Annotated in this window: 28 protein-coding genes and 1 pseudogene; 25 read left to right on the top strand and 4 right to left on the bottom strand. The window is 26.2% G+C overall.

The annotated features are described in order from the left end of the window. Positions 1-80: 80 nt before the first annotated feature. Positions 81-764: a response regulator transcription factor gene (locus ACH36K_RS09060; protein ID WP_411170606.1), complete on the top strand. Its 684-nt coding sequence runs from the start codon at positions 81-83 to the stop codon at positions 762-764. A gap of 4 nt (positions 765-768) precedes the next feature. After that, on the top strand, positions 769-2160 hold the full coding sequence (locus tag ACH36K_RS09065) for a histidine kinase dimerization/phospho-acceptor domain-containing protein (protein WP_411170607.1): 1392 nt from the start codon (positions 769-771) through the stop codon (positions 2158-2160). Positions 2161-2323: 163 nt separating this feature from the next. Here the strand turns inward: ACH36K_RS09065 and ACH36K_RS09070 are convergent, their stop codons facing one another. Then, entirely contained in the window at positions 2324-3145 is an 822-nt protein-coding gene (locus ACH36K_RS09070; protein ID WP_411170608.1) for an aminoglycoside adenylyltransferase domain-containing protein, read from the bottom strand. Between the two features lie 501 nt (positions 3146-3646). Between ACH36K_RS09070 and ACH36K_RS09075 the strand changes: the two genes are divergently transcribed. From ACH36K_RS09075 to ACH36K_RS09120, 10 genes are all read left to right on the top strand, one after another. Beyond that, positions 3647-4051 (top strand): hypothetical protein, encoded by a 405-nt coding sequence (locus tag ACH36K_RS09075; RefSeq protein WP_411170609.1) that lies wholly within the window; start codon positions 3647-3649, stop codon positions 4049-4051. A gap of 262 nt (positions 4052-4313) precedes the next feature. Then, positions 4314-5111: a DUF368 domain-containing protein gene (locus tag ACH36K_RS09080; protein ID WP_411170610.1), complete on the top strand. Its 798-nt coding sequence runs from the start codon at positions 4314-4316 to the stop codon at positions 5109-5111. 197 nt (positions 5112-5308) lie between these two features. Continuing rightward, positions 5309-5590 carry a hypothetical protein gene (locus ACH36K_RS09085; protein WP_411170611.1) on the top strand — a complete coding sequence of 94 codons (282 nt, stop codon included), beginning with the start codon at positions 5309-5311 and terminating at the stop codon, positions 5588-5590. Positions 5591-5636: 46 nt separating this feature from the next. Continuing rightward, the gene (locus ACH36K_RS09090) at positions 5637-5759 is read left to right on the top strand and encodes a hypothetical protein (protein WP_411170612.1); all 123 of its coding nucleotides are present in this window, start codon (positions 5637-5639) and stop codon (positions 5757-5759) included. 140 nt (positions 5760-5899) lie between these two features. Then, positions 5900-6355, top strand: a complete 456-nt coding sequence (locus tag ACH36K_RS09095) for a DJ-1/PfpI family protein (protein ID WP_411170676.1) — start codon at positions 5900-5902, stop codon at positions 6353-6355. Positions 6356-6406: 51 nt separating this feature from the next. Then, a complete protein-coding gene (locus ACH36K_RS09100) occupies positions 6407-6661 on the top strand; it encodes a TfoX/Sxy family protein (protein WP_322382575.1) in 255 nt (84 codons plus the stop codon). A gap of 36 nt (positions 6662-6697) precedes the next feature. Next, positions 6698-7243: a flavodoxin domain-containing protein gene (locus ACH36K_RS09105; RefSeq protein ID WP_411170613.1), complete on the top strand. Its 546-nt coding sequence runs from the start codon at positions 6698-6700 to the stop codon at positions 7241-7243. Between the two features lie 659 nt (positions 7244-7902). Then, on the top strand, positions 7903-8091 hold the full coding sequence (locus tag ACH36K_RS09110) for a hypothetical protein (protein WP_411170614.1): 189 nt from the start codon (positions 7903-7905) through the stop codon (positions 8089-8091). Between the two features lie 210 nt (positions 8092-8301). Beyond that, entirely contained in the window at positions 8302-8610 is a 309-nt protein-coding gene (locus ACH36K_RS09115; protein WP_411170615.1) for a hypothetical protein, read from the top strand. A 482-nt stretch (positions 8611-9092) separates the two neighbouring features. Further along, positions 9093-9536: a hypothetical protein gene (locus ACH36K_RS09120; protein WP_411170616.1), complete on the top strand. Its 444-nt coding sequence runs from the start codon at positions 9093-9095 to the stop codon at positions 9534-9536. A gap of 206 nt (positions 9537-9742) precedes the next feature. On the opposite strand, the gene ACH36K_RS09125 is transcribed toward ACH36K_RS09120, so the two are convergent. Continuing rightward, positions 9743-10174: a 50S ribosomal protein L7ae gene (locus ACH36K_RS09125; RefSeq protein WP_411170617.1), complete on the bottom strand. Its 432-nt coding sequence runs from the start codon at positions 10172-10174 to the stop codon at positions 9743-9745. 260 nt (positions 10175-10434) lie between these two features. On the opposite strand from ACH36K_RS09125, the gene ACH36K_RS09130 reads away from it, so the two are divergent. From ACH36K_RS09130 to ACH36K_RS09140, 3 genes are all read left to right on the top strand, one after another. Next, complete coding sequence (locus ACH36K_RS09130; RefSeq protein WP_411170618.1) at positions 10435-10740, top strand: hypothetical protein; 306 nt, start codon at positions 10435-10437, stop codon at positions 10738-10740. 74 nt (positions 10741-10814) lie between these two features. Continuing rightward, positions 10815-11282 (top strand): GerMN domain-containing protein, encoded by a 468-nt coding sequence (locus tag ACH36K_RS09135; RefSeq protein WP_411170619.1) that lies wholly within the window; start codon positions 10815-10817, stop codon positions 11280-11282. 100 nt (positions 11283-11382) lie between these two features. Next, complete coding sequence (locus ACH36K_RS09140; protein ID WP_411170620.1) at positions 11383-11979, top strand: GNAT family N-acetyltransferase; 597 nt, start codon at positions 11383-11385, stop codon at positions 11977-11979. A 194-nt stretch (positions 11980-12173) separates the two neighbouring features. Here ACH36K_RS09140 and ACH36K_RS09145 read toward each other — a convergent pair whose 3' ends face one another. Next, positions 12174-13034, bottom strand: coding sequence for an AraC family transcriptional regulator (locus ACH36K_RS09145; protein WP_411170621.1), 861 nt, complete (start codon positions 13032-13034; stop codon positions 12174-12176). Positions 13035-13174: 140 nt separating this feature from the next. Here ACH36K_RS09145 and kduI point away from each other — a divergent pair, with 140 nt between their 5' ends. From kduI to ACH36K_RS09170, 5 genes and pseudogenes are all read left to right on the top strand, one after another. Beyond that, the gene (kduI, locus tag ACH36K_RS09150) at positions 13175-14002 is read left to right on the top strand and encodes a 5-dehydro-4-deoxy-D-glucuronate isomerase (protein ID WP_411170622.1); all 828 of its coding nucleotides are present in this window, start codon (positions 13175-13177) and stop codon (positions 14000-14002) included. Between the two features lie 45 nt (positions 14003-14047). Then, positions 14048-14350: pseudogene (locus tag ACH36K_RS09155) on the top strand (SDR family NAD(P)-dependent oxidoreductase); the annotation flags it as partial. Between the two features lie 91 nt (positions 14351-14441). After that, entirely contained in the window at positions 14442-15230 is a 789-nt protein-coding gene (locus tag ACH36K_RS09160; protein WP_411170623.1) for a gluconate 5-dehydrogenase, read from the top strand. A 94-nt stretch (positions 15231-15324) separates the two neighbouring features. Further along, positions 15325-15963, top strand: a complete 639-nt coding sequence (locus ACH36K_RS09165) for an RpiB/LacA/LacB family sugar-phosphate isomerase (protein WP_411170624.1) — start codon at positions 15325-15327, stop codon at positions 15961-15963. A gap of 24 nt (positions 15964-15987) precedes the next feature. After that, positions 15988-16791, top strand: coding sequence for a carbohydrate-binding protein (locus tag ACH36K_RS09170; RefSeq protein WP_411170625.1), 804 nt, complete (start codon positions 15988-15990; stop codon positions 16789-16791). 171 nt (positions 16792-16962) lie between these two features. Here ACH36K_RS09170 and ACH36K_RS09175 read toward each other — a convergent pair whose 3' ends face one another. Beyond that, positions 16963-17649: a cadmium resistance transporter gene (locus tag ACH36K_RS09175; RefSeq protein WP_411170626.1), complete on the bottom strand. Its 687-nt coding sequence runs from the start codon at positions 17647-17649 to the stop codon at positions 16963-16965. 399 nt (positions 17650-18048) lie between these two features. On the opposite strand from ACH36K_RS09175, the gene ACH36K_RS09180 reads away from it, so the two are divergent. From ACH36K_RS09180 to ACH36K_RS09200, 5 genes are all read left to right on the top strand, one after another. Then, positions 18049-18570 (top strand): GNAT family N-acetyltransferase, encoded by a 522-nt coding sequence (locus ACH36K_RS09180; RefSeq protein ID WP_411170627.1) that lies wholly within the window; start codon positions 18049-18051, stop codon positions 18568-18570. A gap of 69 nt (positions 18571-18639) precedes the next feature. Further along, the gene (locus tag ACH36K_RS09185) at positions 18640-19122 is read left to right on the top strand and encodes an NUDIX hydrolase (RefSeq protein WP_411170628.1); all 483 of its coding nucleotides are present in this window, start codon (positions 18640-18642) and stop codon (positions 19120-19122) included. 37 nt (positions 19123-19159) lie between these two features. After that, positions 19160-19591 carry an NUDIX hydrolase gene (locus tag ACH36K_RS09190; RefSeq protein ID WP_411170629.1) on the top strand — a complete coding sequence of 144 codons (432 nt, stop codon included), beginning with the start codon at positions 19160-19162 and terminating at the stop codon, positions 19589-19591. 223 nt (positions 19592-19814) lie between these two features. After that, positions 19815-20042, top strand: a complete 228-nt coding sequence (locus tag ACH36K_RS09195; protein WP_411170630.1) for a hypothetical protein — start codon at positions 19815-19817, stop codon at positions 20040-20042. A 153-nt stretch (positions 20043-20195) separates the two neighbouring features. Beyond that, on the top strand, positions 20196-21068 hold the full coding sequence (locus ACH36K_RS09200; protein WP_411170631.1) for a PHP domain-containing protein: 873 nt from the start codon (positions 20196-20198) through the stop codon (positions 21066-21068). The last annotated feature ends 90 nt before the right edge of the window (positions 21069-21158 follow it).

The following is a 21158-nucleotide window of genomic DNA, read 5'->3' on the forward strand; positions in this document are numbered from 1 at the left end:
AATTTAATAGCTTTTAAACAAGTTAATTAAGCTATGTAAAAACTTCCATCTTAAAAGAAAAATAAATTTATGGGGGAGCTATGGGAAAGAAAAAGATATTAGTAGTTGAGGATGAATATTCAATAAATGATGCAGTAACATTTGCGCTTAGAAAAGAAGGATATGATGTAAGAAGTGTATTTAACGGAAAGGAGGCGTTAGAAAAAGTTAAAGAGTTTAAACCAGATTTAGTTTTATTAGATTTAATGTTACCTGATATTGATGGTTTTGATATATGCAAGGAAATAGCTAAGAGTACTTATGTAATAATGTTAACTGCAAGAGGGGAAATAATAGATAAAATATTAGGTTTAGAACTTGGAGCTGATGATTATATTGTAAAGCCTTTTGAAATTAAGGAGGTTTTAGTTAGGATAAAAGTAATCTTTAGAAGAAATGAAAAAGGTCTAGAAGAAAATATTACTTCAAATAAAGATAAAGAAGAAGGGCTTATAGAAATTAATAAAAGAGATAGAAGTGTAATAAAGGAAGGTACAGAGGTTCCTTTAAGGAGAAAGGAGTTTGATTTAATAAATTTTTTATACGAAAATAAGGGAGTTGTATTTTCAAGAGATGATTTATTAGATAAGGTATGGGGATATGATTACCAAGGAGACACTAGAACTGTTGATGTCCATATAAGAAGATTAAGAGAAAAGCTTAACGAAGATAAAGACAATTCTATTATAGAAACAGTATTTGGAATAGGATATATAATGAGGTGATATTTTGAATAAAACCTTGAGAGGAAAGCTTTTAATTGGGACAATAATTTCAGTTGTAACCATAAATATAATATTTACTATATTTATTTCATTATTTTTAGATAAGTCTTTTAAGAATGATATCATAGAAGAAATGAATAGAATCAAATTAACATCTTTAAATATAATAAGGCAAAATGAAATAATGGGAGAGCCTATTTGGAAAGCATTATCTCCAATTAATGAAATAACACAAGGTTATGTTAGTATAGCTGATGATAATGGCAATATAAATCAATCTGTAGGAAAAATTATAAATAATGAAGAAATAACAAGTATAATAAAAGAAAGTAATAATATTAAATCTATAATTAAGTTTAAGCATTCAAATAATTCTTACTTTGCAACTTATAATTATTCTTTATATATTAAAGATAACTTCAGTGGTAATTTAATAATACAAAAGGATTATTCATATAAATATAATAAAATGATAAAAACAATCGGAATTATAATTTTAGGACAAGTATTTGTAGTTATAACAATTATATTAGTTATATCTATGATTATTAAGAAGGTTACAAAGCCACTTAGAAACTTAAGCATTTCTATGGAGGAATTTACTTTAGGAAAAGATATTAAAGATATAGAAATAAATACAGAAGATGAAATAGCTGATTTAACTAAAACATATAATTCTATGAAAAATCAATTAAATAACCAAGAGAAGACCTTAAGAGAATTTTTTAATAATGTTACCCATGAGCTAAAAACTCCAGTTACAGCTATTTCTTTGTATTCTCAAATACTAAGAGATGAAAATATAAAAGAAATGGATGATGAATTTTTAAATAGAGCAAGTCGTAGAATAGTCCTTGAATGTGAGAAGATGAAAAAGCTAGTTGAGAAGATTTTAGAAAGCTCAAGAGGGAAAATTAATAAGAGCAAATCTAAAAGTGAATTTTCACTAACTAATATAATTAAAGAGATATTAGAGGATTTAGAATTAAGGCTTAAAAGTAGTGGTATTTATATAAAGGAAGACTTACAAGAAGTTATGTTCTATGGAGTTTTAGAGGATTTTGAACAAATTATTTTAAACCTTTTAGATAACAGCATTAAATATTCAGTGGATAATGAAATCAATATAAATCTATATGAAGATGAAAAAGAAATAACCTTAGAAATTAAAAATAAATATGCTGAAATTCCTTTAGAAATAAGAGATAAGCTATTAGAACCATTTATAAAATATAATAGTTACAAGGATATATCTAAAGAAGTAAGTAGTTCAGGACTTGGATTATATTTATGTAGTGAATTAGCTAAAGAAAATGGCTGGATTTTATCTTATGAGATTATAGATGATGATATTATATTTAAATTAATATTAAATGAAGGTACTGTCTTAAAATAATGTGAGGATAAAGGTTGGATATGTGATCATACTATCCAACCTACAAAATATAAATTATTTTTCTAAAGTTTACATAAAATTATTGATAAACTCTGGAAATTAGCTGATATAGGAGGACATCCTGTATGCATCCTTTTATATTGCTATATATTAATAATGAAAATTACTTCTTCTCATTAAAAAGTTCATTGCTTTCTTGAATTATGTAATTAATATATATTAAGGCATCATTTCTTCTTTCAAAAATAGAATTGTAGTAGGATTTTTTATTACCTTTTCTTAATCTCATGGACTCATTAATTATTTTATGCCATCTTTCAGGGACATTTTGTAATGCATATTCCCCAGCACCAATTTTTGATGTTATATCTCTTTCTTTGAAGGTATAATAAAGGCGAGAAATACCTAAAACTCCCCATTCAATCATATTTAAACTTACAAATAAGCCAATATATTTCATGGATGTTAACTTCCTGCAGTCATTAATCCAATTAATCCAATAAGTATTAAGATTATTCCTCATTTCATCAATTAAAATATCAAAGTTTACCTCATAATTAAAATCTCTTATCACTTGTCCTTTTATAGTTATACCATATTTTTTTAATTGGTAGGCATCTATGGAGTTTCTATCAAAGCTTTTAAAACCTTGAAATTTTCCATCGTTAAATCTAAGGCATGAACTTTTGCTTTTGTTTAAAGACTCTAGATCACTATTCAATACATACAGTCCATCTAAAATAGTTTTATGATATTTTTTTTGCATATCGGCATGGATTTTTTTTAGAGTATTTATATCTTCTTCATTTACTTTTCTTTTAATCACTGCAATAAAATCAATATCACTAAAAATGGAATCGAATGCCCCTAATGAAATAGAACCATAAATATAATATGATTCAAGGAAATTAGGTAAGCTTGATTCAATGATTTTAATATGCTCGTCTATAATCTCTTCAGCTTTTTCAGGTATATAATTCATCATATTCACCTTTTTACTTTTCAAAAATATTTTTGCTATTAATTACTTTATATTTTTTACAATTGCTTTTCAATTAATATGTTTATTATACATAAATAAAAGTAAATTTAAAACAAATTTACCATATATATCGATTTGATGTTTTAAAATCTTTTATTAAAGATTTAGAATATATAGAGATAAGAAAATAGGAAAGGTGAAAAGTAGTGGTAAATATATAATGACACTACAAAAGAAAAGATGTTAAATAAATTTACTTATGAGATAGTATAAATGTCAAGTTAATGTTGTAACTTTTTGATCATTTAAGAATGTAGATAAATTTAATAGAAGAAGGCTAATAAAAGCAATAAAAGAAGTAAATCCATTAATACATCATGAATATGGATTAATATAAGATTAGTCAAATATATTTAAGGTTCTTAATTATGACGAAGCATTTAAAAATAAAAATGTAGCTACTATACGGAATTTTGAAGTAACTACAAAGAAGGTGATTAAATAATGTATTGTGTAATACAAGAAGTAGAGAGTAAGTTAGAAGAAAAAGAAAAGTTTGAAAAGGTATATGGCAAAGATTCATATGATTATTGTTATGATATATTTGGAGTGTTTAGAAATGAGGAAATGTTAAACAATATAAAAAAGCAGTATAAAACTAAAAAAGAACAGGAGCGTAGTTATTACGAAAATTTTAATAGTAACTACAATAGTTATAATTCATATGGTAGTTATCATTCGTATGGTAGTTATCAAAGTAATAAACATAGTAACCACAATCAGGAAGATAAAAGTAAATATAAGAAACTATATAAGACTTTAGCAAAGACATACCACCCAGATATAGCAAATGATGATGGTGAAATGATGAAGATAGTTAATAAGCTAAAAGAGGAATGGGGTATATAGTAGGTATTTAATAATTTTATGTAGTAACTACACTTAAAGCGTTGATATAAGTAGTTTTTAAGAATGATTTATGTTGAAATAAATATAAAGATAAACATAACAAATTAATAGTTTAGCACCCCACTTACAATGATGAATAATTTACTGAAAATTAAACTTGAATAATATTAATGTTAAATCTATGTTAATAGCTTTGACTTTGTCAGGAGTATTATGCTAGTATGGAAAAAATATATTAATATTTTACAATAGAGGTGCAGATATGGAATTCTTAAAGAATTTTCTAAAGGGTGTAGCAATTAGTATATCTCAAATTGTTCCAGGGGTTAGTGGGGGAACTATTGCTATGATTCTTGGAATATATGATAAATTACTTCATGCAGTTAATAATATTTTAAAGGATTTTAAAAATCAATATAAAATATTGCTTCAAGTGGGTATAGGAGCAGTAGTAGGAATATTTCTATTTAGTAATATAGTTAAAACTTTATTTGATAATTATCCTATACCAGTTGGATATTTATTTATAGGAGTTATTTTAGGTGGGGCACCACTAATGTTTAGAAAAGCAACTGTTAAAGGCTTTAATAAAAGTAGCATTTTATACTTACTTGCTGGAATAATAATTGTTTTAATGATGGGAACACCAAATAATGATGCATCAGCTATAATAACTTCATTAAGTTTAGGTAATTTCTTATGGCTTCTTATTGGTGGAGTAGTAGTAGCAGTGGCACTTATACTACCTGGAATTAGTGGTTCATTTATGCTTTATGTTTTAGGGCTATACAACACAGTTATAACAGCAGTTGTGCAAATGAATATTCCAGTTTTAATACCATTAGTAATAGGAGGTATAGTTGGTACCTTAGCTACAGCTAGAATAATTGAAGTGCTACTTTTAAAATATCCAGAGCAAACTTATATATTAATATTTGGATTTATACTAGGATCAGTATTTTCAGTATTTCCAGGAGTTGATGGATTAAGCAGTGTAATAGGTGTTATACTTGGAATTTTAGGATTTATATTTACATATTATATAAGTAGAAATGAATAAATTTAAGAACTGTATTAAAGTTAGTAAGTAAAGAAACTTTAATACAGTTTTTTTATACAATTTATATAAAAATAATAATTAAGAAGAATTAATATGTATATATGGTAAATAATGTTTAAATAATATTTAGAATTGTATATAATAAAGATATTAAATTTAATAATTATTAAGTATTGTAAATAGAAAGGAATATATTTATGCAAATTAATAAAAAAGTATGGTCAATACTTGCCATTATTTTTTCAGTTACAACTATTTGCTTAGTCGTACTATATTTTATGAAGTATATTAATATTGACTATATTATGATATCTTTAGGATTAACTCAATTATTCGGAGGATTAAGTCAAATTGAGCTATCAAATAGAGTAAACTCTAAAGTAGTTAGAAAGAGAAATAAAAGTGTCGGAGTATTCATGGTTTTATTAGGTATTATAATTTTCACAAGTGCATCTATAAAAGTATTTTTTTACAGATAGTACAAGCATTTAAGTGAGTTACTCATATTGATAGAAGGGGTTAGGTATGGAGGATAATAAAATAATATATTTTGCAACTAAAGCATTGATAGTTAATAAAGATAAATTTTTAATTATGCACAAAAGCAATATAAGGGAAAATATATGGGAATTACCCAAATTTAATTAAAATAAAAAAGGGAAAAATATGGTGAGGATACTAGTATTCATTTTTGATGGAATGACAGATTATGAAATTACATTTATTATGCACTTATTAAATACAAGTACTGATAAAAAATAATTACAATTGCATATGAAGATAAATTAATTGAAGGACGATCTGGATTTTTATATAAACCTTCAAGATTAGTTAGTGATGTGTTAAATGAGGAAGTTGAAGGTTTAATAATAGCTGGTGGATGGTATGGAGAAACTAGACCTGAATTAATAGAATTAATTCAAAACTTAAACTCAAAGGGAATGATAATTGCAGCAATATGTGGTGCTGGTACGGTATTTTTAGCTAAGGCAGGTATTCTTAATAATGTTAAATATACAACTCCTGCTTCAGAGTGGACTCAAAAGCATAAAGAGATATTTGGAGAAAAGGATCCTTTTCCGAGAGCAACTTTTATTGAAGATAGAGTAGTAAGAGATAAAAATATTATAACTGCGCAAGGTATAGCTTTTATTGATTTTGCAATAGAAATATGTGATTATTTTAATTTATTTGAAAGTAAATATGATAAAGATAATTTTTATAATATCATAAGAGGTATATAAAACCATTAGAGTAAGTACAAATTTAAAGCTAATTTATAGGAGTGTTATTTAATGAATAAGTTATCAGATTTACCTAATATAGGAGAAAAATTAGAAGAACAACTTAATAAGATAGGAATAGATACAATTGATAGATTAAAGGAAGTTGGAAGCAAAGAAGCTTGGTTAAACATAAGAAGTATAGATAGATCAGCTTGTATTAATAGATTATATGCATTAGAAGGGGCAATACAAGGAATAAGATGGCACAATCTATCAAAAGAAGTAAAAATTGAATTAAAAGAATTCTATAATAATATTAAATAAAATGATAAGCATTAAATAAAAAAATAGGGGGGTTATATGTCAAAGGTAGCAGTGATATATAAAAGCAAGTATGGAGCAACAAAAAAATACGCTGAATGGTTATCAGAGGATATTGAGGCAGATCCATATTCACAAGATAAGTGTAAAATTGAAATCCTTGATGATTATGACACAATAATTTATGGAGGAGGAATATATGGTTCTAGAATAGCGGGTTTATCTTTAATAAAGAAGAATTATAATAAGTTAAAAAATAAAAACATAATAGTTTTTATGGTTGGAGCTTCACCATATGATGAAAAGGCATATATTCAGCTTAAAGAACATAATTTTTCAGATGAACTAAAGAACATTAAGCTTTTCTATCTAAGAGGAATGTTTGATTTAAAAAGCATGAGTTTTAGAGATAAATTTTTAATTGGAATGTTAAAAGGAGTGCTAAGCAAAAAAGATCCAGATAAATTTGAGTCTTGGGAAAAAGCATTTATAGAATCCATGGACAAGGCAGCAGATTGGACAAGTAGAGAAAATTTAAAAGAAATTGAAGATTATATAAATGAATCTTACCGTCAATCCTTATAGCACTTTTATAACTATGATTTTTGAAGTAATCTTATCTTTTGTAATTCTATTTTTATTTAATAAGAATGTAAATCTATAAGTAAATATCATGAAATTAAGACTTGAGAGAAAACTATTATAAGTAGATGGAATATACTAGAAGAAATTCAATACAAATGTATCGATATAAATTACGTATGCTGTAAAGAATATATTGAAAGAATTCCCTTAATTGGAAAACTCAGAATAAAAAACTACTAAAATTATTATTTTTTTACATATTAAGTATTTACAAAATGTGAATTGAACTGTATAATAAAAAAGTAATAATTAATAAATTTTGAAAAAGGAGGTAGAGATATGTTTATTTATTTAAAGGAAAATAAGAATAAAATTAAATATAGTTCGTTTTTTATTAGTAGCTCTACCAGTGGAGATAGTTTATAATTTTTTTATGAAAAATTAAATTTATTAAGTATACCACCATGAGTTATTATGCTCATGGTTTTTTTATGCATTTATTTATTAAATAAAGTGATATTTTAATGACCCTGGGTAAACTAGGGTCATTTTTATATAAAAATAATTTAAAGGAGGATTTTGTAAGATGAGCAATTTAAGAAAAGTTAGAAACAATCATAAGGAAATAGGTGAAATAAATAGAAATGGAGGAATTATAGATGGCTACGATTGAGGAATTTGTAAATGGTGTAATTAAAAGTGGAAAAAACACTATGGACTTTGAAAAATATTGCAAAGAGGAAGGATTAAGTTCAATTCAGATTAGAAAAGAAACTTATCAAAAATTAAGCAATAAAAAAAGAAGTTTATTTAAAAGTATTATTATATTAATAAAAAAAATAATTTAGTATGTAATTTTAAAAGATTTATTAAGTTAATAATATAACAGATATACTCAGCATTTTGAATAAAAATGTTGAGTATTTTTAAATTTAGAAAAAGTTTAATTTAACGTTAAGCATTTATACTATTAAGGAAATACACATATCCTTAGAAATATAATCATATTATTTAATAGTTAAAAAGATAAATGTATTCTATAGTAGGAGAAGTCTAAAATGATATGTACAGATAATTTAAGTCCGGAAGAATTGGCAATTTTAGGTAATGCTATTGCTATTACAATAGCTCAAGGTAAGAGTACTGATGAAATAAATGTTCTTGGAAATCTTATTGTAGACATAGGGAGTATATTGTTAACTATTGCGGCACAGAAACAACGTCTAGAATCTTTACAACAAAATAATCAGCAACAAAATAACCAGCAGCAAAACAATCAGCAAGGAGACAATCAACAACAAAATAACCAACAACAAAATAATCAACAAGAAAACAATAAAATAAAAAATAAAAAAAGTGATAAGTAAATTTAGTCATATGAGTATTAAAAGACGAAAATACCCATCTTTACATATTTAAATAGCAGTACTTAGATGTCTAAATGGTATTAATACTGAATATGATTTTTATTATTTAAATAATTATTTTTAATATTATTTAAATACAGGAAATTATTTATCACTTATTTTTTACTTACTTTATTATATTTGCTACTAGATTAGCTAAAATTAATAAAACTATTTAGTAATAATAGTTTTGTATTTAATAATATAGATGCAGAAAGTAAAGAAAAGCAATGATATCTATAAGGCTTACTGGTAAAAAGTTGGATAAAATGAAACGTGAATGGTATAATATAGAAGAAATTTTATAAATTCTTTATAGAGAAATTTTGAGTGAAGAATTTATTAAATTATAATTTAGGAATTAAAAAAATGCTTTAAGAATGTATAGTTAAGCAGAAAAATAGCCTAAATTAGATATGTTTATAATAAATGGAGGATAAAAAATGGGAATTGCATTTAAAGAAATTAACTTTAGTAGATTGGTGGACAAGTTAGGACCATGCTGTTTATCTGAAAGTGAATGTGGAGTATGCGAAAGAGAAAAATGTTTAGTTGGATATGGGACAGAATGTATAAAGAATTGTATGATTAATAAGGTTACATATGTTATAGATGGATGTAATAAAATTCCAATTACAGATACTAAAATATATGATAAAGAATATATAATGGAAGGGGTAGTAGATATACTTAAGACTTGTAAAAGTTGCAAAGAAAATCATTATGAAAATTGTGTAATAAATATTTTAAGAAGCTGCTATGAGGTCATTTTACTTGGAGAAGAAAAAGAATATAAGGGAAGTGCTCTTGTATATTTAAATGATTTAAAACAATCTAATCCAGAAATAGCAGACAGGTTATTCCAAAAATATATGTCTAGAAGTTAGAAAATAATGACTAGTACTATAAAAATAATATCTTATGGATTTATGATATTATAGATACATATATAAATTAAGGGAAGTACTTTTACTTCCCTTAATTTGCTGTTTTTTTAATATTTTTAATTAGTGGCTTTTGTAAATATTATTAATTAACACTGTAAATTTAAATGTATTATTATAAACTTATTTATTGAAAATATTCTTTATATTTATTGAAAATCACCTTTAGTTATATTTAATTCAATATTAATATCTGCTTTATCGTAACCTACTATTTTTATACGGTTAATACCTTTTTTTATTGGTAAAGTTAAGGTAGTGTTTTCATCTGTAGTATCTTTATTTGAGATTTCTACAAGATTAGTAACTGTATCATCAGGTGATATTAAAACTATTTTTGCTTTTCCACTTTTTACTGATAATTTACACGGAGCTTCTAAATTAAAATCTGAATCACTTTCATATCTCCAGATGGTTCCACACCCACTTAATTTAAGCTTTCCTGTATATACTCCTGATTCTATTGTTTCCTTGCTATCATCTAATCCAAAAGAATCATATGATTTAGCTATTTTAGCATTGTTATCATAAATAGAATTCGTGATATCATTACTGCATCCAATTAATAAACTAATTATCATAAGTAAAATAACCGTTAGTATTATCCTTTTTTAAAAATTCATTTTAACTTTCCCTTCTTTCAATAATCTTATATAAGTGTGTATTGAATTATAGTATATTTTTATGGTAATTATAACATTAATTAAATATAATGGATATAAATGGGGAGGATGTTTGATTCTTTATATTTATTAATTATTATTAAAGCAACTATTTTAATAATAATCATATGTGATTTATATGTGATTTATATATGGTTTATAGAGTAGAGGAGAGTATTATGAAGTTATTTGAAATAGCTATATCACTAATAATTAGTTTATTTGGTATTGGGATTATAATTTTATCTAAATTTATTCCGGAAAGAATTTTTTGTAGAGTAAGATATGGATATAAAATTAGTGATAAAGAGACGTATATAAAAGAATTCAGAGGAATGATTTATTTTTTAGGAATTTTATATATTATATATTCTTTATTTATATGGAGTATCGATATAGCTCCATGGCTTTTTCTTATTTTACAAAGCTTAATTTTCTTTATAGGATTTAAAAGACAAAAGAAATATATAAGTAAAGTAATGTAACTTAGCTATAATAAAGTTTAATTATTAGAAGGGTGAAGAGTGATGTGACTAGTTTTAAGAAATTATCATCCATTATGGTCTTACTTTTAATGTTTACTGGATGTTCATCTAAGAATAATGGAAAAGAAGAAGTTGTTAATCTATATTTTTCAGATTCTAATGCAGAATATCTTATTGGAGAAGAGAGATATATTGAAGATGCTACTCCACAAAAGGCTATACAGGCATTAATAGAAGGACCTAAAAGTAAAGAATTAATAAGTTCGCTACCTAAAGAGCTAGAGATTTTAGATGTATCAGTTAAAGATGAAGTAGCATATGTCTATATCTATGAAAGTGTACCTTTAGCTGAACATGGCATTTATGGGTCAAGCACAGCTACAAAAACTATTATTAATTCAATAAGTTCAACACTTATTTTAAATGAGAATTTTGGTATCAAAAAGGTTAAACTAGAAGGAGATATAGGTGATATTTTATATGGAATAGATATAAATGAATTATTTGATGTAGATATGGATTTAATTAAAGCAAATCGCTAGCACTTACAGTAATCTTGGTTGGTAAGAGTGCCATATTCTGAGACAATTATTATATATTTCTTAGATGTTATGAGTTTGCTAGTATTTGTTTTGAAGTGAGGTGAAATTAATAGAAAATTTTAAAATAGTAAAATTATCAAATTTAGATGATGAATATAAGGTTAAAGCTGTTAAATTATTTGTTGATGGTTTTTATAAAATACTTTCTTTTTCAAAGGACAAAAAAATATTACAAGAGTTATTTTTGCATTCATTAGATTTCTCAATGATTTATGTTGCTTTATTTGAAAATAATGTTGTTGGTTTTTTAGGGATAGGAAATAACATAAAACGTCCTACTTGTTTCAATAAATCCATTTGCCAAAAGCTTTTAGGAAAAGGAAAGGGTTATATAGTTTATAAGCAAATGAGCTATATTATGGAGAAGCCAACAGTAAAAGGAGAAAAAGATGTCTATATTGATTATCTGACAACTGATAAAAAATATCGAGGAAAAGGTATAGCAACAAAACTTATAAATTTTGTATTCAATGAACTTGATTTTAAGGAGTGCTATATTGAAGTTTTATCTAAAAATAAAAATGCTAAAAGATTATATGAGAAAATTGGATTTGAAGAATATAAAAGAATATATAATCCTTTTATCATGTTACAGGGACTTGGATTTTTTATAGAAATGAAACGAACCATAAAATAATTTTAATTTGCTATAAATTATTGAGAACAATAAAGAGGTGGAGTAATATTTAAATATACAATATTCCCATAAAGAATAAAATTTTTAAAAAGAAAAAACAGTTAGAAGATAATTCTATATAATCTTTTAACTGTTTTTTCTTTTATTTATGATTTATGGTTTTATATATTTTTACTTATATTATTTTATAATTGCTAGCTTGTAGTGAAGGTTGAATATTTCTTAGGTGAAAAACCAACTGCTTTTTTAAAGGTTTTAAGAAAATTACTATAATCATTAAAACCACATTTCTCACAAACATCATTAACAGTTTCTCCATTTGCAAGCATAGCTTTAGCAATGGAAATTCTTCTTCCAGAAATATATTTATTAATTGTTGTTCCTGTAGCTGCTTTAAATATTCTACAAATATAAGATGGACTTAAATAAAAGTTACTTGCTAAGTGTTCAATTGTAATAGGTTCAGTTATGTTAGTATTTATGTATTCTATTATTTCATCTACCTGCTGATTATATTTATAAGAATATTCTTCAGAGATAGAACGCTCATTACTAATATAAACCTTATTTAAAAAAATCATCAGTTCTAAAAATGTTGAATATTCAATTATATCACTTCCAAAGCCTTCAGATGCAATTATTTTATTAATAAAATATATAAAACGACCTTGCTGTTCCTTATTTAAAGAAATTCTATGATTAAAATCTTTATTACGATTAGAAAAACAATAGTTTAGGTCAGTTTTCTTGCTAGAAGAAGATTTTAAAAATTCAGGATCAATTGAAAGAACAATTCTTTCATGAACTATCTTATCTAATTTAGATATGTAGTGACTTTCAAATTGATTTATTACAAATAAGTCACCAGGCTTAATATCATAAAATTTATTGCCAATAAGAAATTGTTTTCCGCCTGTTATTGAATAATAAATCTCATAGGAATCATGTATATGCATAGCCATTGATTTTTCTTCTTTATACAAGTGAGCTATCGAAAAGTATTTGTTTTCTAAAGCACTTTTTATTGCAGCCTCACATGAGTTGAATTCATTCACAATAACACCCTCTTTCACAGTTTATCCTAATTATAATGTTTAAGTTCAATATTTGCAATATTTATGACATAATAACACAAGAAATAGAAAATTTAAAATGTTAAACTAGTATCATAAGATATGAAGGAGGAGATTTTGAGATGGAATTAAGAACAGCAGCATCACCAAAAGATGTGAAGCATTATACTACTGATCAATTAAGAGAGGAATTTTTAATTCAAAACTTATTTGTTACAAATGAAGTAAAAATGGTATATAGCCACATCGATAGAATAATTATAGGTGCAGCAGTGCCAGTTAAACCTCTTACATTAGAAGCAGGTGATGAACTTAGAGCTAAATACTTCTTAGAAAGAAGAGAGCTTGGAGTAATAAATATAGGTGGAAAAGGTACTATTACATTAGATGGAGAAAAATATACATTAGATTATAAAGATGGAATGTATATTGGAATGGGAACTGAAAATATTGAATTCGCTAGTGAAGATGAAAATAATCCAGCTAAATTCTATTTCAATAGTGCTCCAGCTCATACAAAATACCCAACAGTACTTATTAAACCAGAAGACTGTGTAACTGTAGAGCTAGGATCATTAGAATCATCTAATCATCGTGTAATAAGAAAATACATACTTCCAGGACAAGTAGAAAGCTGTCAACTAGTAATGGGAATGACTCAATTAAAACCAGGAAGTGTTTGGAATACAATGCCATGTCATACACATGACAGAAGAATGGAAGTTTACTTATATTTTGAAATGAAAGACGACAGCGTTGTAATGCACTATATGGGTGAACCTACAGAAACAAGACATATTGTTATGAGAAATGAAGAAGCAGTAATATCACCAAGTTGGTCAATACATTCAGGTTCCGGAACAAGAGCTTATACTTTCATTTGGGGTATGGTTGGAGAAAACCAAGACTTTGATGATATGGATGCTGTTAAAATGACTGAATTAAGATAAATACTACTATTAAAATATAAAAGTTAAAATTAGGAGGAATTTATCATGGATAGTATGAAGAATTTTTCATTAGAAGGAAAGGTAGCTTTAGTAACAGGAGCATCTTATGGAATAGGATTTCCAATAGCAAAATCATATGGGGAAGCAGGAGCAACAGTTGTATTTAATGATATTAGTCAAGAATTTGTTGACAAAGGAATTGCAGCTTATGCAGAGCATGGAATAAAAGCACATGGATATGTATGTGATGTTACAGATGAGCAAAGAGTAAATGAAATGGTTAAGCAAATAGAAGAGGAAGTTGGAGTAATTGATATACTTGTAAAGGGGTATGGTTGGATAAAACAAAGACTTTGATGATATGGATGCTGTTAAAATGACTGAATTAAGATAAATATTACTATTAAAATATAAAAGTTAAAATTAGGAGGAATTTATTATGGATATTATGAAGAATTTTTCATTAGAAGGAAAAGTTGCTTTAGTAACAGGAGCATCTTATGGAATAGGATTTTCAATAGCAAAAGCATATGGGGAAGCAGGAGCAACAGTTGTATTTAATGATATTAGTCAAGAATTTGTTGACAAAGGAATTGCAGCTTATGCAGAGCATGGAATAAAAGCACATGGATATGTATGTGATGTTACAGATGAGCAAAGAGTAAATGAAATGGTTAAGCAAATAGAGGAAGAAGTTGGAGTAATTGATATACTTGTAAATAATGCAGGTATAATAAAAAGAATTCCAATGCTTGAAATGAAAGCAGAAGACTTCCGTAAGGTAATAGATGTAGACTTAAATGCACCATTTATAGTGTCAAAGGCTGTAATACCAGGAATGATTAAGAAAGGCCACGGAAAGATAATAAATATCTGCTCTATGATGAGTGAACTTGGTAGAGAAACAGTTGCAGCTTACGCAGCAGCAAAGGGTGGACTTAAGATGTTAACAAAGAATATAGCATCTGAGTATGGTGAATATAACATTCAATGTAATGGTATTGGACCAGGATATATCGCTACACCACAAACTGAGCCACTTAGAACAGACGGACATCCATTTAATGAGTTTATTATAGCTAAAACTCCAGCAGCACGTTGGGGAACACCAGAAGATCTTAGCGGTCCAGCTGTATTCTTAGCTTCTGATGCTTCAGATTTTGTTAATGGACATATTTTATATGTAGATGGTGGTATATTAGCATACATCGGAAAACAACCAAAATAATATTGTAAAATAGCTTCCCCTAGGGTGTTAAAGTTTCATTAAATGGAAAATATTATGCCCGGGGGATATAATAAATGAAAAAGGAGAGAGAACAATGAAAATTGCTTTAATAAATGAAAATAGCCAAGCGGCAAAAAATTCAATGATATATGCAGCTTTAAAAAAAGTAGTAGAACCAAAAGGTCATGAAGTTTTTAACTATGGGATGTATAGTGCAGAAGACGAAGCACAATTAACATATGTTCAAAATGGTATTTTAACAGCTATATTATTAAACTCTGGAGCGGCAGATTATGTAATTACAGGTTGTGGAACTGGAGAAGGAGCAATGCTTGCTTGCAATTCTTTCCCAGGAGTATTATGCGGACACGTTGTAGATCCATCAGATGCATATATGTTTGCACAAATTAACGATGGAAATGCAATAGCATTACCTTTTGCAAAAGGTTTTGGATGGGGAGCAGAATTAAATCTGGAATATATATTTGAAAAACTATTCCAAGGAGAAAGCGGACAAGGATATCCAAGAGATAGAGTTATTCCGGAACAAAGAAATAAGAAAATATTAGATGAGGTTAAGAAAGTTACACATACAGATATGTTAACAATTTTAAAGAACATAGACCAAGAGTTGTTAAAAGGTGCTGTAAGTGGAGCTAAGTTTAAAGAATACTTCTTTGCTAACTGCAAAAATGATGAAATAAAAGAATATATTGAAAAGCTTTTAGGCTAATATATTTTAAATTTAGGAGATATTATGGTTAAATTAACATTAAAAATACTAGATAAAGAAGGAAATGTTAAAGCTGAAATATCAGAATATGATGAAGCTAGGCTTGTATTTAAAGAAGAATATAAGAGTGGAGATAAAATTCAAATAGAAACATCAGAAACAGGAGTTTATCTTGTAGCAGAAATTGACGATGCAATTGGAGAGTCATTTGTTTATGTAACAGAAAATAAAATAACTTATGAAATTCCATTTGAAGAAAAAAGAGTAAGCTATTCACCAAAGGTATTCTATGGAGAGAAACATTTATTATCAGTAAGAGTTGCTAGAAAAGACGAAATTGAATGTTATAAAAATTTAGCACTTAATAAAATGGATCAGCAAGGAATCACTGGTATATACCCACATGCATCAGCTAATATAGAAACTAGAGGCGAAGCTGTTTTCGCAGCTAGAAATGCAATAAATGGAAACTGTGAGAATCATGACCATGGAAAATGGCCTTATGAATCATGGGGAATAGGAATGCGAGATGATGCTTGTTTTAAGCTAGACTTTGGTAGAACTATAGTAACTGATAAAATTGTTTTATACACAAGATCAGATTTTCCTCACGATAATTGGTGGGTAAAGGTTACTTTTAGATTCTCAGATAACTCAGAATTAACATGTGATTTAGAAAAAAGTGATAAAGCTCATGTTATAACTTTCCCAGAGAAGGAAATAGAATGGTTAACATTTAGCGATTTAATAAAAGCTGATGACCCATCACCTTTTCCAGCATTAAGTCAAATTCAAGTTTTTGGGAAAGAATTAATGCCTAATAAATAATTCTAAAATAGATTTGTTAGATAATTACTTTAAAGAGGACTTTTAAATTACCAAAACCTAATTTTTAAGAAATCTCAAAAAATAAGTAAAGGAACATACTATGTATATATAGTATGTTCTTTCTTTTACTATCTAATTGATAATATTGTTAATAAGAAAATTATCAACTATCTAAAAGACTCTTGTATAAATAAAACCAATTGTTTCATTCTCTATTAAGATGAAAATTCCTAACCCTATAAATATTATTGGAACAAAAATATTCTTATATTTCTCAATATTTTTTTGCACAAAAGGGTGTTCTGATAATTTTATACTAAAAAAACACCAGAGTGCTATTAGAAGCATAAACATTAGCACTGTTATCACAATATCAACTAAATTCATACTTGTAAAAAGAGGTATATAAATTCCGATATTATCAGCACCATTAGCTAATGTGAAACTGAATACTTTTATAACACTTGGATTAATAAAATTCTTTAAAAATTTCAGTGTAGGTTTTTCTTGTACATCAGTTGCTTCCACAATTTTCTTATTCTCACCATTTTGAAGGTTTTGCTGAACTATATCTTCATTATTATTGCCTTCCCTTTTATGATCAACATAAGCTTTTATTCCTAAATATATAGGAACTAATCCAAGCAATCCAACATATTCACTTGGAATTATTGATATACCTAAAGCACCTATAATGCTTATTATAGTTAAAAGTCCAATACCTAAATACTGTCCAATAACAATATGTTGTTTTTTCATACCATTATTTATTTCAGAAAAAAACAGCATAAGTACAAATATATCATCAATATTTGTACTAGCAAATGAAACAAAGGCAGTTATCATTGTCCTAATCAATAAGGTTTCCTCCCTAGTACCTATTTAAATTAATAATAGTTGTTTTACTACATGATATAATACAAATATTAATTAATTTATATTAAAATTATATACTATATATGAAATAAAAGGCTATAAATTTATAATTGTTAATTAAGGTCCGTAATAGATAAATTTATCATAGTGAAACAGTAAAAATATATAATAATTGGTAATTTTAATTTTATATTATAGATATTTAGGTATAATTAATGTATATAAATAAATGTGATATTCATATTGTAAAAATTAATAATCCAATGGATAAATATGAGTGTATGTACATTATGAAAAAAGCATATTAAGAATAAGCTTTAAAAGTTATTATATAATACATAAATTAATTACTGTAATACATAGATTTAAGGAGGAGTAAAAATGAATAACTTAAAATTAGTATCTCCATCAGAAGAGTTTAGAGAAGAATGGCAAGATATTATTACAGAAATAGAAAATGTAAAGGAGAGAATAACACCATCTGCACTTAAGGGTGAAGCTACTAATTACAATGAATATCTTAAAAATGCTAAAAATAACTCATTAGGAGTTAATTTGCAAGATGATAGAGTTCCATCAGATATATTTTTTCTTGTCAATAATAAAAGTAAAAGAATCTTAGGAGCTATAGATATTAGATATAGTTTAAATGATTATTTATATAATTATGGAGGCAATATTGGATATGGAATTCGTCCAACAGAAAGAAAAAAGGGATATGCAACAGAAATGTTAAAATTAGCTCTTGATATATGTAGAGAAAAGGGAATGGACAAGGTTTTAATTACATGTAAAAGTAGCAATGTGGCTTCAGCAAAAACAATGATAAAAAATGGTGCTGTACTTGAAAATGAAGTATTAGAAAACGATATATTAATACAACGTTATTGGATTAAATTATAAAGTAATTTTTAATAAGAAAATATTTTAAAGATATATAGTATATTAATAACTTTGTTTGGAGGTAGATTAGTGGATATTACATTTAAAACAGAAGTTGGACGCTTTAACTATAGGGTTGCAGGTATATTAATTCATGATAATAAACTGCTTATAATGAAGGATGATAACTCACCTTATTATTATATTCCTGGTGGTAGAGTTAGAATGCATGAAACTAGTGAAAGCGCCATAATTAGGGAGATTAAAGAAGAGGTAAAAATAGAAACTAAAGTAAATAGATTGCTGTGGGTAGTTGAAAATTTATTTATTGAAGAACAAAGTGGAGATAGATTTCATGAAATAGGGTTATATTATTTACTTGATATTAAAGATGAAAGTATATTTAAAAAAGGCAATGAATTTATTACTAATGAAAATGGGCAACATAACCTTATGTTTACTTGGGTAGAATTAGAGAAAATAAAGGATTTATACATATATCCTTTATTTTTAAAAGAAAAAATTATGAATTTACCAAACTGTGTAGAACATATAATTGAAACAAAAGAATAATATTAGAAAGTAATAACTAGGATAATGGGAGGAAGTTATGATAAAAGTAAATTTTTATGATTTAAATACAATAGATGATAGTAAAGTAAAGTTTGCAGTTATTGTTACAAAGTATAAAGGGAAATTAGTATATGTAAGACATAAAGATAGACAAACATGGGAAATGCCTGGTGGACATAGAGAAGAAAATGAAAGTATTAGTAAGGCAGCTTCAAGGGAACTAGTAGAGGAAACTGGTGCAAAAAGTTTTAATATAACTCCCATTTGTATATATTCCGTTGAAAACAATAAAGATAAATCTTTTGGAAGTTTAAGCTATGCAGATGTATATGAATTTGATGAATTACCTAATTATGAAATAGCTGAAATAAAGCTTTTTGATAAAATACCAGAAAATTTAACATATCCTTTAATTCAACCATATTTAGCTAAGAAATTTGAAGAATTTAGAAGTTTACAAGATTTATAAATTAGGCTGGGTTAGAGGAGAATATTAATATAAAAGCCACTTCATCACTAATTCACTAGTTTAAGAATTTCTATTATTTATTACTTAAATAATGAAATTCTAAAAAAATTGCTCATATGTGACTACGCAATAAAAATGTGTTTATGATATAATTAATTTACATATATTACAATTAACACTTAAATATAGAGACAAGAAAACCTTATAGAAAGGATAAAGGGAAATGGAAGATTATAAAATAATTCAAATAATACCTAATTCAAGAGATATTTATGCTGAGTACACTAGTAATGAAGGTGTAAATTTTACTTTACCAATAGTATGTTTTGCATTAGTAGAATATTTTGATGGATCACAAAAGGTAATACCAATGGACATTGATGCTGATGGAGCAGTAGGACCACATGGAAGAAATTTTATAGGAATTACAAATAATAAAATAGAAGAGTAGTTTAATAAATTAGGATAGATATGAAAATATAGAAGCGATAAATTCATTAATAAGAATGAGAATTTTCTATATTTGAAAATTATATATTATTTAAATGATGTAATATATTATTATAAATATACTGGTTAATTTATTGAATTTTAGGAGGTAGAAATGAGCAGAATAGATTTGCATATGCATACATGCTTTAGTGATGGGGAGTTTATTCCAGAAGAAGTTATTGATAGAGCAATTAGAAATAATGTTGAAATTATTTCTATAAGTGATCATAATTCTGTTAAGGCAATAGAAAGAGCTTTAAATTATAGCAAGGGAAAAAATATAAAAGTAATACCAGGCATAGAAATAGATTGTACCTTTAATAATATAGATTTACATTTACTTGGATATAACATAGATTACAAAGAAAAAGATTTTTATGAACTTGAAGAAAGTATATTTAATCAAGAAATAGCAGCTTCAAAGGAAAAAATAAAAAAGATAAAAGAATATACAGGATTAAACCTTAGTGAGGATGAGGTACTTAAAAGATCAGTAAATGGAGTAGTTACAGGAGAGTTAATTGCAGAAATCTTTTTAGAAGACGATGAAAATAGAAAATCTCCTATACTAAAGCCATATCAAGATGGTGGAGATAGAAGTGATATGCCTTATGTAAATTTTTATTGGGATTATTTTGCACAGGGAAAACCTGCTTACATTCCAATGGAATTTATCAGCTTAAAAGAAGCAATTAATTTAATTCATAGAAGTGGTGGTCAAGCAGTAATAGCTCATCCAGGGAATAATTTAAAGGATAACTTAGATTTAATAGATGAATTAATAAAAGAAGGAATAGATGGTATAGAAGTTTATAGCAGTTATCATACAAAAGATCAAGTTGAGTATTTTTATAATAAAGCTATAAATAATAATATGATAATAACCTGTGGAAGTGATTTTCATGGAAAAATTAAGCCTAATATAGAAATTGGAAAGTTTGATTTTGAGCCTGAAAATATTTCAATAGAAGAAATATTAAAGTAGGAGGATATTAAAAGTGAAAATAATTCTAAGTAACTACTCGATGCAGTTAGTATAATCTGATAGTAGATTGTATCGAGAATATTTAATTTA

Source organism: Clostridium sp. MB05, from assembly GCF_046581255.1.
Taxonomy (GTDB): Bacteria; Bacillota; Clostridia; order Clostridiales; family Clostridiaceae; genus Clostridium.